Below are 14444 nucleotides of genomic sequence, written 5' to 3'. Positions count from 1 at the left end.
GCTAGGCCCCACACGAACCGTTCCACGCTCCAATCATTCAACTCAGCGGAAGGAAAACAAGTCATGGGCACGATCAACAGGCGGCGGTTCTTGGAAGATTCGATGTTGGCCACTGCGGCCGCGGCCGCGATGGCGGCGAGCGCCGGCCCGAGCGAATTGTTGGCCGACGACGTGAAGTCGAGCAAGAGCCCGAACGAACGCCTGATCTGTGCCGTGATCGGCTGCAATGGCCGCGGCGGGGAGCATATCAAGGAATGGAGCAAACGCGAGGACGTCGAGATCGGCACCATCTGCGATATCGACACGAAGGTGGGCTATAACCGTTGCGAGGAGATCGGCAAGAACCATCGCAAGCCGAAATACGTTCAAGACCTTCGCAAGTTGTTCGAGGATAAATCCGTCGACTTCGTCAGCATCGCCACTCCGAACCACTGGCATTCGCTGGCCGCGATCTGGGCCATGCAGGCCGGCAAGGATGTGTACGTCGAAAAACCGGTGAGCCACAACGTGAGCGAAGGTCGGCGCGACGTGCAGACCGCCGCAAGGCACCAGCGCATCTGCCAGGCCGGCACGCAAAGCCGATCGTCTCCCGGCTTGCACAAAGCGATCGCCTATCTCCGCGACGGTAAACTCGGCGAAGTGAAGCTAGCGCGGGCGCTGTGTTACAAGCGCCGGGGCACCATCGGACCGAAGGGGAATTATCCGATTCCACCGGAAGTCGATTACGATCTGTGGAGTGGCCCGGCGCCGATCAAGCCGCTCACGCGTCCGAAGTTCCACTACGATTGGCACTGGCAATGGGATTACGGCAACGGCGACATCGGCAATCAAGGCATTCATCAGATGGACATCGCTCGCTGGGGGCTCGGGGAAAAATCGCTTTCGTCGAGCATCCTCACCTACGGCGGCCGATTCGGCTACGAAGACGCCGGCGAAACGGCGAATACCCAGGTCGCGATTCAGGAATTCGCCGACGGCAAGACGCTGGTGTTCGAGGTTCGCGGGCTGGAAACCGCGCCGATGCTGAAATGGACGACGGAAAACGGGAAAGAGGAGCGGGCCATGACGGCCGTGTTCTTCTACGGCACCGAAGGAACGATGGTCTGCCCGAGCTATTCCGACGCTTCGATCTTCGATCCTAGCGGAAAGCTGGTGATGAGCTTCAAGGGAGGCGGCGATCATTTCGGCAACTTCCTCAAGGGGGTCCGCAGCCGCAAGATGGAGGATTTGAACGCGCCCATTCTGGAAGGACATATCTCCAGCGCACTGTGCCATCTGGGCAATGTCGACTATCGACTCGGCGACCTACATTCGCCCGGCGAAGCGCTCGAACGGCTCAAGAGCATCAAGACGAACGAGAACGTGCAGGAGACGCTCGATCGCGTGATCGCGCATCTGTCGGACAACAAGGTGAAGTTCGACGACCGCACGAAACTGCAGATCGGCGCGAGCTTGGCTTTCGACCCGCAATCCGAAACGTTCGTGAACAATTCGCTCGTGAACAACGCGCAGGCCAACGCATTCCTGACTCGCGAGTATCGTGCGCCGTTCGTCGTGCCGACTGCGGACAACGCGTAGAGCGTTCGAGAATCGTAGGGTGCGTCAAGGCCGCCACAGACGCACCGGCCGCTGGTTCGTGTGTCTGCGCTGAGCCCGGTTCAGGTGCGTCAGCGCGGATTTGACGCACCCTACCCCTCGCCCGACCTTATGTAGGACCGAAATGCCCGATCCTGACCTGGAGATTCTCTACGAGGATCCCAGTTGCCTGGCGGTGCTGAAGCCGGCGGGGCTGTCGACCCAATCCCCAGCCGGGATAGATTCGCTAGAAGATCGCGCGCGCGATTGGCTGCGCAGCCGAGCCATCGAGGCCGGCGCGGCGGCGGAGGAAGCATATCTCGGCTTGCCGCATCGCTTGGATCGACCGGTCTCCGGAGTGATCCTGTTTGCCAAGACGCGGCGGGCGGCGCGGATCATTTCGCGGCAATTCGAGCGGCGGCTGGTGCGCAAGATCTATTGGGCTTGTCTCGAAGGAACGGTCGAACCGGCCGAGGGAACTTGGACTGATTTTATCCGCAAGGTGCCCGGCGAGCCGCGGGCCGAGGTGGTCGCAGCCGGCGACCCGAATGCCCAACAAGCCGTCCTCCATTACCGCACGATCAAAGCTGGCTCGCTCGAATTCGCGCGGCGCGGTTCCTGCCTGGAGATCGAATTGGAAACCGGCCGCATGCATCAGGTGCGGATTCAGGCCGCCAGCCGCCGTCATCCGCTCGCCGGCGACGCGCAATACAGCGCGGCGACGTCCTTTGGCCCGCAGACGGCGGACCCGCGCGAGCGGGCGATCGCCTTGCACGCGCGAAGCCTGACGTTCCGTCACCCGGAGACCAACGAGTCGCTCACCGTGACCGCTCCGCTGCCGGCGGCATGGGCTCAACTCGGGCTCCCCGCTTCGTAGCCGCGGCATCCTGCCGCGGAGTACGAAGGGAAGTCTCGGAATTCAAATCCCCAAATCTCGGACAGTAGATTTGAGATTCTCGAATTCCAGAAGTTTCACGTGCGCGAGCGATGCCAAACTGACGATCGGGGCACTAGGCCTTTTCGCGCTTCGCGTCCCAATCCTGCGTGTTGGTCTGACCGTTGCGTTCCGACTCGATCTTGCCTTTGATCCCATCGCCGCTCAACTTGCCGGAATACTTGGTCGTGAACTTATTGCCGTTTCGCTCGCGGACGACGGAGAACGAGATGTCGCCATCCTTGTATTGCCCATCCGTGATCGGCGTATCGTTGGTGCGTCCAGCAATGCTCCCGGTGAGCTTGTCTCCGTCCAGCTTCAACTTGATCGTCACGTCGCGAGTCTGATTGTTTCCGGCCTTCATCGAAAACTTCCATGTGCCGGTCGGATCATCCGCCGCTCGAACTGCCGTAGCCGTCGCAACAATTGCCAAGACGATCATCGGTGCCAGAAGGCGTTTCATCACAAAACCTCCAAAAAGGAACGACGAAGACATCGGCTCGCCCCTGCGACGAACGGCAGTCTCGTCAATGCTGAGCATGTTAGCAGGTCAAATGCGAGATTTCAAATTCGGGGATTCTAGATTTCGGGATTTCACGTCAAGAGTTTTCCGAGGACTAAGAGCCTATCCTAGAACCGCCTGGGCAAAGGGCCCCGGCGGTTCTCGGATAGGCTCTAAAGGCGCTTGTTTGCTCGGTTCCGAATCAAAGAATTGCCGATTACGCCTTGTCTCGTTTGGCTTCCCAGTCGACTTTTCGGCTCTCGCCATTGAATTCGACTTCGACCTGTCCTTTGATGGTGTCGCCGCTCTGCTTGCCTGCGTACTTCTGAGTAAACTTTTGCCCGTTCCGATCGCGGGTAACCGTGAACGAGATGTCGCCGTCCTTGAACTTGCCGTCTTGGATTTCCGTATCCATGTTGCGCGCCGAAAGGGTCCCGGTCAGCTTGTCTCCGTCCAGCTTCAACTTCAGCGAGACGGCAATTGTTTGATCGTTAATCTTCCGTTCCCATTTCCAGGTGCCGGTCGGATCGTCCGCTGCTCGAGCTACCCCTGCGACCGCGACGACTGCGAGAACGAGCATCGGTGTCAGAAGGCGTTTCATCGCATCACCTCCAAAATAAGTAATGAACGACTTGGACATTCGCTCATCCCCGCGACGAACGAGAGTCCCGTCAACGACGCGCATCGTATCACATCAAAACGCGAGATGCCACGATGGGCCGAGAAATGTTCAGAACTTCGTCCAGCCGAGGTGGATGAATAGGTTTGTGAGCCAGGGAAAGGTCCAGGGATTCCAAATTGGATAGCTAGCGGACAGCGCCGAGATGGCGATCAGCGCGTAGGCGATGCCGCGGCCCCAACGCCGCGGCGCAAGCCAATCGGCCGCCGGCAACATCGCCAACAGCCAGAGCGGGGCCATCCAGAAGACCCAGCGAAAGCCACTCGTCATGCCGCCGTAATTGCGATCCAGCGGTTTCACCACGAACAGATAGTAGCTCACGCAGACGATGGTCACCGCTCCGATCAAGAGAGCTAGTTCGCGGAGCCGATATGCGCGTCCCCAGCCGAGCAAAAACACGCCCGGAATTGCCAAGAGCCAAATCGGCGTCAGCGAGAAAATACCGTGGTGCCCGATGGTCGTTTGAAACGCATAGACGGCGGGCGACGGCTCGCCGAGATCGATCCCCTTCGGGTCCGACCAATAGCTGGTAATCATCTTTCCATCGCTCGCCCGCTTATAGGTGAAATGATACCAATCATCCCCCTTTCCATCGGCCGTGCGATGAAAGTAGGGCGGGCGCCAGCTCTCATGGGCCAGATAGTTCGTGCCAAAGAATCCGGCTGCCACGACGAGGGCCGCAGGAACGTAAGCGATCAGCGTTTGCTTCGGCGCTTTCCAGAGCAGCCCGATCGACAAGAGGGCGAAGAACGACAGGGCCGGCAGCTCATCCGAGGCTGTGAACGCCGCCAGCAATCCGGCCAGCGCGAAATAGCGCAGCTCGCGCCGCCCGTCGATCCAAATCCGTGCAACGGCATACAGCGCGGCGAGCGTCGTCACCGCGCCCGTTATGTGATTATTGAGCACAACGGCAAACGTGGTAATGAATGTGGCGAACGTCGCCGCCGCGATCACGAAGATTCGTCCCCAGTCCGTCGTGCCGTATCGCTCGACCATTCGGGCCAACAGCCAGAAATAAATCGCGAGCGGGATCACGTTGATCGTGATTAGCATGAAGCGGCCGATCTCGTACGGATGGTCGCCGAGCGTCGCGCCCGCGACGCGGTTGATGAGCCAATACTCGCCGGCCAAGATCGTCGTGGGGAGCGTCGGCTTGCTCGAATAGAGGTGCAGATTCCCGGAGGCGTCCTTATGCTGCACCATGTCGATGGTGTCCCAATTCGGCTCGGCGATGACGTCGTCGATCGCGTAGGTGCCGCGCTCGACGAGCGCTCGGATCGTGGCCCAACGGCTGCGGTCGTTGGCGCCGAGAAACGGACGTTGCCTGCCAACCATCGCCTGAGCTTCGCGCTCCAGACGTTCCAAGGTCGCCTTATCGACCGGCTGGCCGCTGGCTTTGAGTTCCGCCGCCCGCTTTTCGACCTCCTTGGCCACGAGCGACTTATCCACTTGGATCAAATCGACGGAATTCACCGCCAGAATCCGGCCGATCATGCTGCCCGCCGACAGCGCAATCAGAATTGCATAGACGCCGCGTCGCAGCGGAGCGCGCGGATCGTCAGGCAGGCGTATCGTGGTGCTTTCGGGCAGATCCATCGGCAGAGTCGTGGGCAGGTTCGTCGTCAAGTTCACCCGCGCGCTCCGCGACGGAATATGTTTCCGCATCGCGTCCCGTGTAGGCGATGATCAATTCGGCCAGAAACCCGATCGACATAAGCTGGGCGCCAAACAACAGCGCGCCGATCGAGTAAATGAGCGCCGGCCGTTCGTGCAATCTGGGATCGATCCCGCGGATTTCCTGCACGACCCAAAAGCCGGCCAGATACGCCAGCCCCAGCACTCCGAGCGAAAAACAAAACAGTCCGATTGCCCCGAGCAGATGCTGCGGCCGCTGGCCGAAGCCGGTCAGGAATTTCACCGTCAGCAAATCCAAGAATCCTTTCACGAACCGCCGCATGCCATACTTCGAGCGGCCGAATTTCCGCGGGCGATGGGCGATCGGCAACTCGCCGACTCGGAATCCGCGGGCCGCCGCGAGCACCGGCACGAACCGGTGCAGCTCGCCATACAGCCGCACTTCCGAGAACACCTCGCGGCGGTAGCACTTTAGCCCGCAATTGTGGTCGTGCAGATACACTCCCGTGAGCCAGCTCACGAGCCAGTTGAAGATTCGCGACGGCAGGACTTTGTGCCACGGGTCGTGCCGCACTTGCTTCCAGCCGCTCACCACGTCGCAATCCCCTTCCATCACGGCCAAGAGCCGCGGGATTTCGCGCGGATCGTCTTGCAGATCGGCGTCGAGCGTGACGATCAAGTCTCCGCGGGCAGCGCGAAAACCGGCGCTCAACGCGGCCGCTTTGCCAAAATTGCGGCGGAAGCGAATCCCGCGCACGCGCTTGTCGAGTTTCACCAACCGCTGAACCGCCGTCCAGGAACCGTCCGTCGAACCGTCGTCGACGAAGAGGATCTCCAGGTCGTATCCCTGAGCGTCAGCGACCGCGACCAGCTCTTTGTGGAGCGTCGCGAGACTTTCAGCTTCGTTGAACAGCGGTATGACGGCGGAGAGCACGGGAACTAGAGTTCGGAGGTCGGAGGTCGAATGCCGCAGGTCGCTCGTTAGCCGGTTCGCTTGCGAACCGGAGAATCTGCCGTGATTGGACGTCGGAAGTTGGAATGTTGGAGTTCAGCCTTTCGGCTGCGGTCGGCAGGCTAAAGCCTGTCTTCGACCCTGAGGCTCAGACCCGAAGGGAACTCCAGCGGTTGGTCGGAGATCGGAGTCGCAAACTCCATCATAGATTAAGCGCAGCGCGAATTCGACCCGCATCCACTGCAAAAAAGCTCTGAGGACCGCGGCAAATGCGTTAGGCTCTCGACCGCAACGGGTAAAGCACCGCGGAGATTGCCAGTTCCGCTCCCAGCCAAACGAGACGTAGCAGCACCGTGGAGACTAGGGCCACCGTATCGCCCAACCGCAAATGGAGCAGTTCCAGCATGACCAGATCGCGCGATCCGAGGCCTCCGGGGATCATCGAAATAAAGCCGGCGACGACCGAGATTGCGACGATCATGGTGAGGAAGGGCAGTCCGTCGATCGGCCCGAGCGCGGTTTCCCCCATACCGCGGAGCGTCGCCCAAAGGCTCAAGCCGGAGATGAACCAGCCAATCCCGGTGCCGAGCCAACCGAGGAGCAGCGTGCCATAGTCGATTCGATTGAGATCGACGCCCGCTTCGGCAGCCCCGCGGCCGATTCGTGTCAGGCGAACCAAATAGGCAAAGACCGGCGGCAGCGTCGGCAGACCCGCCGCGAACATGCAGACGACCGCGCCGGCGACGTAGAGCCAATGTTCCCGGTACAAGATGGCGACTAATGCAGCGGCGATGAACGAACCCGAGGCCATCATGGTAAGGGTTTCGACGAACACCGTCGCCGCCGCCACACCGCCGTGCACCCGCTCGCCGCGAACCATTCCGGCCCGCAACACGACCACCAGCGCCTTGCCGGGGACGTATTTTCCCAAATGGCCGATGTAATAGGCCCGCAGCGTTTTCAGCAGCCCCGCCTCTTGACCGAGCACGTGCAAGACTCGATGCCAGAACAACACGCTCGGGACCATCGCGACCAGATACAAGATGCCCGACACGATGAGCCAAAGCGGATTAAGGTGGAGCGGCTGATCGCGGAGCTTGTCGTACGCATCGCCCAACGTGCGATGAACGCCCCAAACCAGGAGCGCAAGTATCGCGATCTTGATCGCCAGGAGCGGCCATTTGCGAGGAAAGGGCACGGGGTTCGGGGCTCAGGACTCGGGGCTCGGGGCTGGCAATGGCGACAACGTCAATCCGCGATCTGGCGACCTGTCGGCGCGCCAACACCAGTCTAGCCGCGCGCCGCGCGCGGCGGGAGCCTGCCGCTCTTCTTCCGAATTCCGAGCCCCGAACCCCGAGTCTCGTCCGCCAGCCTCTCGCCACTTGTTGTCGCTGGCCTTACAATGTGCGGCATTCAATTCGAGGAGCGCCCTTCATGGCCCGCATCATCACGCTGATCGGTCTGATCGTTTTAGTCGTGGCCCTCGGATTCCTTTTCATCCAAGTGATGATCGGTTTTCTTCTGCCGCTGTTCTTGGCAGTGCTGTTGACGATTCTGTTTCGACCGTTGCACATCGCAATCATCAACCGCCTACATGGGTACGACCGAATTGCCGCGGCGATCACCACGGTGCTAATCCTTGTGATCGTGCTTGCGCCTGTCGGCTTCGTCGTGTTCCGTGCCTCAGCGGACGCCGTGAGCTTCCTTGCCGATCAAGGCGGGCGGAAAGCTCGCGAGCAGTCGTCCTCGTCGGCGGCGAACGACCGTGGAGATGGCGTGGCGGCGGAAGCCGCGCCGAACGTTCCTACCCAGCTCGACAAGCTGATCGAGCCAATCAACAAGCGATTCGACTTGGAGATTACGCCCTCTGAAATACACAAGATGATCGCGGCCAGGGTCAACGATTGGTTTGGCCCATTGGCTTTGAAAACGCCAAGCTACCTCGCCGGCTTTCTGGTCAATGCTTTTGTTACCGTTTTCGCGCTTTACTATTTTCTCGCGGATGGAAAGGACTTAGTCGCCGCAAGCACGGAGTTGGTGCCGCTGGAGTCGAAGTATCAACAGGAACTGATCGCACAATTCGTCGATATGAGCCGGGCCGTGGCGACGGCAACGATCTTGACCGCACTTTTGCAGGGAGTTCTCGACGCGATCGCCTATTACTTCGCCGGACTTGAGGCCGTGGTTTTGCTCATGATTTTGACGGTGTTTGCGTCGTTTGTGCCGATCGTTGGATCGGCCATCGTCTGGGGTTCGTGCTCCGTATGGCTTATGGTCGGAGACCATGTGCCAGCCGGGATCGCGTTGGCTATCTTTTGCTTTCTGGTCGCCCTCGTCGCGGATAACGTCGTTAAGCCGTTGATTCTGCACGGCCAGGCGAACTTGCACCCGCTGCTCGCGCTGTTGAGTGTGCTGGGCGGGGTCGCGGCGATGGGGCCGCTGGGGATTTTCGTCGGGCCAATGGCCGTGTCGTTTTTGCAGACCGGCTTGAGAATGTTGAACGTCGAGCTGGATAGCCTACGGAAGTCGCCGAAAAAAACGCGGGATTCGGGAGTCGGGGCTCGGGACTAGAGCGCGCACAAGCCGTCGCGTAGGATGAATCTTGTCGGGCGATTCCATTTCCCCGAGTCCCGAACCCCGAGTCTCTATCATGCTTAGTGCATCTAGCGTTCTCTTGGTCGTCGCCGCGGTCGGCGTGGAGTTTGGTTGGGAGCCGATCAAGGAAGGGGGCAATACCTATATCGTGCAGGTCGAGCCCGATCTGTTTCTCAAGGGGGGCGTCGTCGCCCGAAGCTATGTTCCTCCCGAGCTGCGCGACATTCGACAAATCGAGATCCGCGTGGGCGCGGGCACGTTGCCGAACCAAGGGCAGACTGTTTTCAAGGTTCCTGACAACGTCGCCGGCGATTCGTCAAAGCCCCCGCGGCTAGACGCATCGCCACCGGAAAGCGCCGCAAAACGTTCCGAGCCTTCGAGCGACGCGAAGACCTTGGCCAATCAATCGGCACCCAACGAACTGCCTAAGAACCCTCTGGCCGCTCCACTCGCCGCGGCGGCAACTGGGACCGCCGAGCAGGCTTCGTTTCAAGCTGTGGATCACCCGACCCGGCGCGAAGATGACAGCCCTTCCGCCGCGGCGAACGCAACCGATTCCGCCGCGATCCGCGATCCGGACAAACCGTCGTTGCCTCTGTTCGCTGCGCTCGGGGCTCTGGGGGTCTCAGCGGCGGGCAATGTCTTTCTAGGTTGGGCGCACATCGGCACACGCCGCCGCTATCGCGAAGTCGTCGATCAACTTCACGAGTCGGACCTGCCTATCGACATCGAACCGCCGGAGGAAGAAAGGCAGTAGGCAGTTGGCAGTTGGCAGTAGACGTCGGTCCGGGAAACAGTGCTTTCTACATACTGCCCACTGCTTACCGTTTACTGCCCACTTTCCTCCGCCGCGAGTTCCAGTACTTCTTCTGCGTCGAGCACTCGATCGTTCGATTCAAACAGCCGCTGGATGGCTCGTTTGTGAATCTTCATCTTTAGTCCGCCGACGCCGATCGCACCGAAAGCGGTGATCCCATCCAGCGACCGCGCCCGATCTGTCGCCTCGACCCCTTCGATGCCCAGTGGTGGAACCGCGTTGAGATCAATGGCTGCTTGCAACGTCGGGCACGCGCGGCGAATTGCCGCCGGCAGCAAAGTCACGCCCGGGGGACCGGCGGCGATCACGAGCTGAACGCCATCCAGGGCCGATCTCAAACCATCCTCTCCAGAGATGACGAACGATGAAACGTCGGCGGATGGAACTCGCTCTATGACGGCGCGACCAACGGATTCCGCCCGTTCGAGATCGCGCGAACCAATTCGCACGACCGCTCCCGCGCCGGCCAGCAGCCGCGCGACTCGGCTGCCAACGGGACCGGTTCCCGCGAGAACGAGCGCTTGCGTTTTCGCAAGCGGCATTTGGCGCGACGCGGCGAGCACGGCCGCCGCCGCCGTCGTGTTCGCGCCGTTAGCATCCAACAGCACGGACATTCGCAGCGGACCAAAGAACGACTTGCGGACCTCGGCCAGAATCCGTTCCGCTGCCGCCACGTTCGAGCCGCCGATGAAGATGGCCGTCGATTTCAAATCGGCGGGTGACCGCGTAAACATCCCGCCGTAAACGAGATCACGCACCAGTTCGACAGTCACTCCGCCGTGCCGCAAAAGCTGATCCACCCCGGCATCAATCGCCACGACGGCATCAAACACACTCGGCTGCGGATCGCTGTCGAGCTGGATCAGGATTTTGGGATGGGCCATACGCCGTACTTCGTACCGCGTCTTTTGTACTTCGTACTCGCGCAGCGTCAGAATCCGCGGAACGGATGGTGCGCCGATTCCTTGCCGGCCAACACCTCGTCGATGGTCGGCTTGCCCTTCATGGCATTGGAGATCGCGTCTTTCGTGGCCTTGTAGTTGAATTCGTAGATCTTCTTGTCGTCGGAGGCTTCCCAATGAATGAACACGCCGCAGACGATTACCAGACTTTCCACCTGATTTTTGGGGATCACGCCGTCCGCGACCGAATCGGCCACCGCCTTGGCGACCGCAGACTGAGCCGGACCGAACATCTGGACGGCCTGCTTGGCTCCCTTGATCGTCACCTTGGTGACGAGCACAGTGGACGGCTTCACGGCCAGATTCGGCGTTAGCACCGCCAATAGATTGGAGTGCCCTTGGCTTTGCCGAGCCAAGGCGTTGGCGAACGCCACGCCGACTGGGCCATCCTTGTCGCCAATCAACAGATCGATGTGGGCAATCTCATTGCCCTCTCCAGCCAGGGCTTCTCCGACGAACATCGACATGACTGTTTCTCCTGATGTGGGTTGGATTTCCGTTTAGAGCGCCTAACAAATCCGGCTGGGAGAAGGGGAAAGTCCCCGTTTTGCTCCGCGGACTCCGCAAAAGGGGGACAGTCCCCGCCGGATTTGTTAGGCGTTCTTAGCCTGGAGCCATTGGGGATGCCGAGCGGCGCGGGGTCCGTCGCCGATGGCTCCGGGTTAAACGACGTTGCGTTGCATTGGCGCTACAGCGGCAAACGACGGCTCTCGTCCGTCCGAACCAAGCAGGTTAGCAAACCTGCCGTCGATTACAAGCACCGTGTGATTACTTTCTCTGGCCGTTTCGCGACCCCCTTGCACGCGATTTTTCCTCGGTTATGTTGGACGGCCTTGCCCGCAAACTCACCGCAGTTTGCCCCGCCGGTTTCCAACCCACCTTACCAACCTGGAACCGTCGGCCCAACGGCAAGCCCGCCTTTGCCTGTTGATCCAGCAGCCCGCCGCGGCGGACTGTCCAGTAGCGATCGCTGGCCTAAGTTGGTTGGTTCACGATGATCCGGCGGCTTACGCCGTCCGGCTCGCTTGGTTTCTGTTTCGTTCCTCGTTTGTTTAAGGAGAAACTATGTTTCCGGCTCTGATGAAGCTCGCGACGGTGGTTTTGATGGCCGTGGAAGCCACGACAACATCGACGATCCCGGTAACGCCGCGAATTGATCTTCACCCCGTGGAAAAGGCGATTGTGGACGGTACAAACGCCCAGCGGGCACTGTACGGCCTGCCGGCCTTGCAAATCGACATGTCGCTCGAGCAAACCGCCCGCAACCACGCGGCTTGGATGACGAATAGCCATAACTTGCAGCATTCGTCGATCGGCGTGGCGGAGAATATCGCCTGGGGTCAGCGATCGGCGGAAGAAGCCATGTCGTCGTGGATGAGTTCGTCAGGGCATCGGGCAAATATCCTCAATCCAAGCTACCGGCGGATCGGCGTGGCCGCCTATACTGCCACGGATGGGTCCTGCTATTGGTGTCAGCAATTTTTGCAATGAACAAGCGGACGAGACGATCCTAATCGTCGGGGCGAGCGCCCGAGCGGCGGCGATGTCGGCCAGGCGCGGCGGCTTAAACCCTTGGGCCGCCGACTTGTTTGCCGATCTCGACCTGCGGTCGTGCTGCCCCGTCGAGCGGATCGACGCCTATCCGGAGGGATTGGAACAGGCGCTGGCTGCGGCGCCGCCCGGGCCGTGGATGTACACCGGGGCGCTGGAAAACCATCCGGCGCTGGTGGACCGCATGGCCGCCTTTCGGCCGCTGATTGGCGTCGGCGGCGAGGCACTGCGGGCCGTGCGCGATCCGCGGCGCGTGGCGGCGGCAGTGCGCGCGGCCGGTTTTTCCGCTCCGCGATGCTCGCTGCACGTGGACGGGGTGCCGACCGACGGCTCGTGGCTTTCCAAGCCGCTGGCCTCGGCCGGCGGAAGTCGCATTGAACCTTGGCTGGGCGGTCCTGCGAATTCGCTGAGTGCGCCTCACCGCTATTTTCAAGAGTTCATCGAAGGCTTGCCGGCCAGCGCGGTCTACATCGGCACCGGCAATGAAGCAATCTGCCTGGGCCTGACTCGCCAACTGATTGGTATGCCCTGGTGCGGGACCGGCATGAGTTCCAGCGACCGATTTCGCTATTGCGGCTCGATCGGTCCGCTTGCGGTTTCGCCGGACGCCAGCGACCGCATTCATGAACTTGGTATCGTATTGGCTAGGGCATTCGATCTCGTCGGCTTGTTCAGCGTCGATCTGATATCGAACGGCGATCAGATTTGGCCGATCGAAGTCAATCCGCGCTACACCGCGTCGGTCGAAGTCTTGGAACGGGCGTACGGAATAAATGCCGTTTCATTGCACGTCGCGGCCTGTCGGCGATCGTCGGACGACGAAAAAACACTTTCCGCGAATGTTGCGTCGTCGGCATTTGAATGCCGAAATCGCGTGGCCACTGGCAAAGCAGTGTTGTACTCCACAGCCAGTTGGCTCGTTGGCGCGGATTTCTCCGAGTGGGCCGAACGGCAGAATCAGGGGCACGATTGGCCGATCCTGGCCGATATTCCGGCGACTGGCACTGCCATCCGACCCGGGCACCCGATAATCACGGTCCTAGTGGGTGGCTGCGATGAACCGTCGGTTGTTTCGAGTCTCCAACAATTGGCCGCCGCGGCGTATGAAAAGGTTGCCGTAGGAGAGGCCGACGCGAACAATTGCCCGGTTCCATTGTCTTAGTCAAAGCCTGCTTCGCATGGTAGAATAGATTTGACATCGTGCGGGTTAGAATCAGCCGATAAATCCAATAAGGAGGACCAATCGCACCGTGACTGAAATGAAACGGACGGAGAGCATCGCCAGTGAAGCGGCGATCCTCGTCGGCGTTCTTTTGGCTGACCGCGCGGACTACGAGCATCCGCTCGACGAATTGGAAGGGCTGGCCGAGACCGCCGGGGCGCGGGTCGTCGGGCGGCTCACGCAGCGGCGCGACGCTCCCGACGTGACCACTTATCTCGGCAAAGGAAAGCTCGCCGAACTCGAGCAGCTTGCCGGCAGCACCGATGCCGACGTTGTCCTCTTCGACAACGATCTCTCGCCGGCTCAAATCCGCAATCTGGAGGAGGCCCTCGGAATCAAGGTGGTCGACCGCACCGAATTGATTCTCGATATCTTCGCCGGCCGGGCCAAGACCTACGAATCCCGCCTCGCCGTAGAGATGGCCCAGCTTCAATACTCGCTGCCGCGGCTGAAGCGGATGTGGACCCATCTCTCGCGAATCAAAATGGGGATCGGCATGCGCGGTCCCGGCGAAAAGCAGTTGGAAGTCGATCGCCGGCTGGTCGAAAAGCGGATTCACGATTTGGGGAGCGAACTCAAGGGAATCCAGCGCCGCAAAGAGCGCGAGGTCGCCGCCCGCCGCGATCGGATGACCGTTTCCCTCGTCGGCTACACGAACGCCGGAAAGAGCACGCTTTTGAATACGCTCACCGGAAGCGACGTGCTGGCGGAGGACAAACTCTTCGCCACGCTCGACACCCGAACCCGCCGCTGGCAATTGCCGGGCTGGGGACCCGTGCTATTGAGCGACACGGTCGGCTTCATACGCGATCTGCCGCACCATTTGATCGCCAGCTTCAAGGCGACGCTCGAAGAAGCCCGGCAGGCAAATCTGCTGTTGCACGTGGCCGACGCGAGCAATCCGGCGGCCGGCGATCAGATCGCCGCCGTTTACGACGTGCTCGAGGAGCTGGGGATCGAGGCCAAAGACACGATCCTGGTGCTCAATAAGGTCGATGCCGCGGAACCGCGGAATTTGAA

14 protein-coding genes are annotated in these 14444 nt (G+C 60.7%); 7 read left to right on the top strand and 7 right to left on the bottom strand.

Translation table 11 applies throughout. The annotated features are described in order from the left end of the window. Positions 1 to 63 precede the first annotated feature (63 nt). Positions 64 to 1578, top strand: a complete 1515-nt coding sequence (locus VGY55_05655; GenBank protein HEV2969458.1) for a Gfo/Idh/MocA family oxidoreductase — start codon at positions 64 to 66, stop codon at positions 1576 to 1578. Positions 1579 to 1720: 142 nt separating this feature from the next. Continuing rightward, positions 1721 to 2452: an RluA family pseudouridine synthase gene (locus tag VGY55_05650; protein HEV2969457.1), complete on the top strand. Its 732-nt coding sequence runs from the start codon at positions 1721 to 1723 to the stop codon at positions 2450 to 2452. A 133-nt stretch (positions 2453 to 2585) separates the two neighbouring features. Here VGY55_05650 and VGY55_05645 read toward each other — a convergent pair whose 3' ends face one another. The 5 genes from VGY55_05645 to VGY55_05625 form a co-directional block, all read right to left on the bottom strand. Then, entirely contained in the window at positions 2586 to 2972 is a 387-nt protein-coding gene (locus tag VGY55_05645; GenBank protein ID HEV2969456.1) for a hypothetical protein, read from the bottom strand. Between the two features lie 256 nt (positions 2973 to 3228). Then, positions 3229 to 3612 (bottom strand): hypothetical protein, encoded by a 384-nt coding sequence (locus VGY55_05640; protein HEV2969455.1) that lies wholly within the window; start codon positions 3610 to 3612, stop codon positions 3229 to 3231. 129 nt (positions 3613 to 3741) lie between these two features. Further along, complete coding sequence (locus VGY55_05635) at positions 3742 to 5322, bottom strand: hypothetical protein (GenBank protein HEV2969454.1); 1581 nt, start codon at positions 5320 to 5322, stop codon at positions 3742 to 3744. Beyond that, positions 5249 to 6259 carry a glycosyltransferase family 2 protein gene (locus VGY55_05630; protein ID HEV2969453.1) on the bottom strand — a complete coding sequence of 337 codons (1011 nt, stop codon included), beginning with the start codon at positions 6257 to 6259 and terminating at the stop codon, positions 5249 to 5251. Before VGY55_05630 ends, VGY55_05635 begins: the two co-directional genes overlap by 74 nt. A 292-nt stretch (positions 6260 to 6551) precedes the next feature. Beyond that, positions 6552 to 7475 carry a lysylphosphatidylglycerol synthase domain-containing protein gene (locus tag VGY55_05625; protein HEV2969452.1) on the bottom strand — a complete coding sequence of 308 codons (924 nt, stop codon included), beginning with the start codon at positions 7473 to 7475 and terminating at the stop codon, positions 6552 to 6554. A 236-nt stretch (positions 7476 to 7711) separates the two neighbouring features. Here VGY55_05625 and VGY55_05620 point away from each other — a divergent pair, with 236 nt between their 5' ends. Next, positions 7712 to 8848: an AI-2E family transporter gene (locus VGY55_05620; GenBank protein HEV2969451.1), complete on the top strand. Its 1137-nt coding sequence runs from the start codon at positions 7712 to 7714 to the stop codon at positions 8846 to 8848. A gap of 79 nt (positions 8849 to 8927) precedes the next feature. Then, positions 8928 to 9629 (top strand): hypothetical protein, encoded by a 702-nt coding sequence (locus VGY55_05615; GenBank protein HEV2969450.1) that lies wholly within the window; start codon positions 8928 to 8930, stop codon positions 9627 to 9629. Positions 9630 to 9700: 71 nt separating this feature from the next. Here VGY55_05615 and VGY55_05610 read toward each other — a convergent pair whose 3' ends face one another. Beyond that, positions 9701 to 10573 (bottom strand): NAD(P)-dependent methylenetetrahydromethanopterin dehydrogenase, encoded by an 873-nt coding sequence (locus tag VGY55_05610; protein HEV2969449.1) that lies wholly within the window; start codon positions 10571 to 10573, stop codon positions 9701 to 9703. A 47-nt stretch (positions 10574 to 10620) separates the two neighbouring features. Then, positions 10621 to 11118, bottom strand: a complete 498-nt coding sequence (gene fae, locus VGY55_05605) for a formaldehyde-activating enzyme (protein HEV2969448.1) — start codon at positions 11116 to 11118, stop codon at positions 10621 to 10623. A 598-nt stretch (positions 11119 to 11716) separates the two neighbouring features. Here fae and VGY55_05600 point away from each other — a divergent pair. The 3 genes from VGY55_05600 to hflX all read left to right on the top strand — a co-directional run. Beyond that, a complete protein-coding gene (locus VGY55_05600; GenBank protein ID HEV2969447.1) occupies positions 11717 to 12142 on the top strand; it encodes a CAP domain-containing protein in 426 nt (141 codons plus the stop codon). Beyond that, the gene (locus tag VGY55_05595) at positions 12105 to 13364 is read left to right on the top strand and encodes an ATP-grasp domain-containing protein (GenBank protein ID HEV2969446.1); all 1260 of its coding nucleotides are present in this window, start codon (positions 12105 to 12107) and stop codon (positions 13362 to 13364) included. Before VGY55_05600 ends, VGY55_05595 begins: the two co-directional genes overlap by 38 nt. A gap of 97 nt (positions 13365 to 13461) precedes the next feature. Next, on the top strand, positions 13462 to 14444 hold a 983-nt coding region (hflX, locus tag VGY55_05590; GenBank protein ID HEV2969445.1), incomplete at its 3' end, for a GTPase HflX.

It is taken from the genome of Pirellulales bacterium, from assembly GCA_035939775.1.
Lineage (GTDB): Bacteria > Planctomycetota > Planctomycetia > Pirellulales > DATAWG01 > DASZFO01.
Note: the sequence above shows the minus strand (reverse complement) of the source record. Positions and strands in the feature narration are given on the sequence as shown.

What these genes read in the sequence shown, in the direction of transcription:
- VGY55_05655 (HEV2969458.1), top strand. Translation starts at nt 64, where the DNA reads ATGGGCACGATCAACAGGCGGCGGTTCTTGGAAGATTCGATGTTGGCC.
- VGY55_05650 (HEV2969457.1), top strand. Translation starts at nt 1,721, where the DNA reads ATGCCCGATCCTGACCTGGAGATTCTCTACGAGGATCCCAGTTGCCTG.
- VGY55_05645 (HEV2969456.1), bottom strand. Translation starts at nt 2,972, where the DNA reads ATGAAACGCCTTCTGGCACCGATGATCGTCTTGGCAATTGTTGCGACG.
- VGY55_05640 (HEV2969455.1), bottom strand. Translation starts at nt 3,612, where the DNA reads ATGAAACGCCTTCTGACACCGATGCTCGTTCTCGCAGTCGTCGCGGTC.
- VGY55_05620 (HEV2969451.1), top strand. Translation starts at nt 7,712, where the DNA reads ATGGCCCGCATCATCACGCTGATCGGTCTGATCGTTTTAGTCGTGGCC.
- VGY55_05615 (HEV2969450.1), top strand. Translation starts at nt 8,928, where the DNA reads ATGCTTAGTGCATCTAGCGTTCTCTTGGTCGTCGCCGCGGTCGGCGTG.
- VGY55_05610 (HEV2969449.1), bottom strand. Translation starts at nt 10,573, where the DNA reads ATGGCCCATCCCAAAATCCTGATCCAGCTCGACAGCGATCCGCAGCCG.
- fae (HEV2969448.1), bottom strand. Translation starts at nt 11,118, where the DNA reads ATGTCGATGTTCGTCGGAGAAGCCCTGGCTGGAGAGGGCAATGAGATT.
- VGY55_05600 (HEV2969447.1), top strand. Translation starts at nt 11,717, where the DNA reads ATGTTTCCGGCTCTGATGAAGCTCGCGACGGTGGTTTTGATGGCCGTG.
- VGY55_05595 (HEV2969446.1), top strand. Translation starts at nt 12,105, where the DNA reads ATGGGTCCTGCTATTGGTGTCAGCAATTTTTGCAATGAACAAGCGGAC.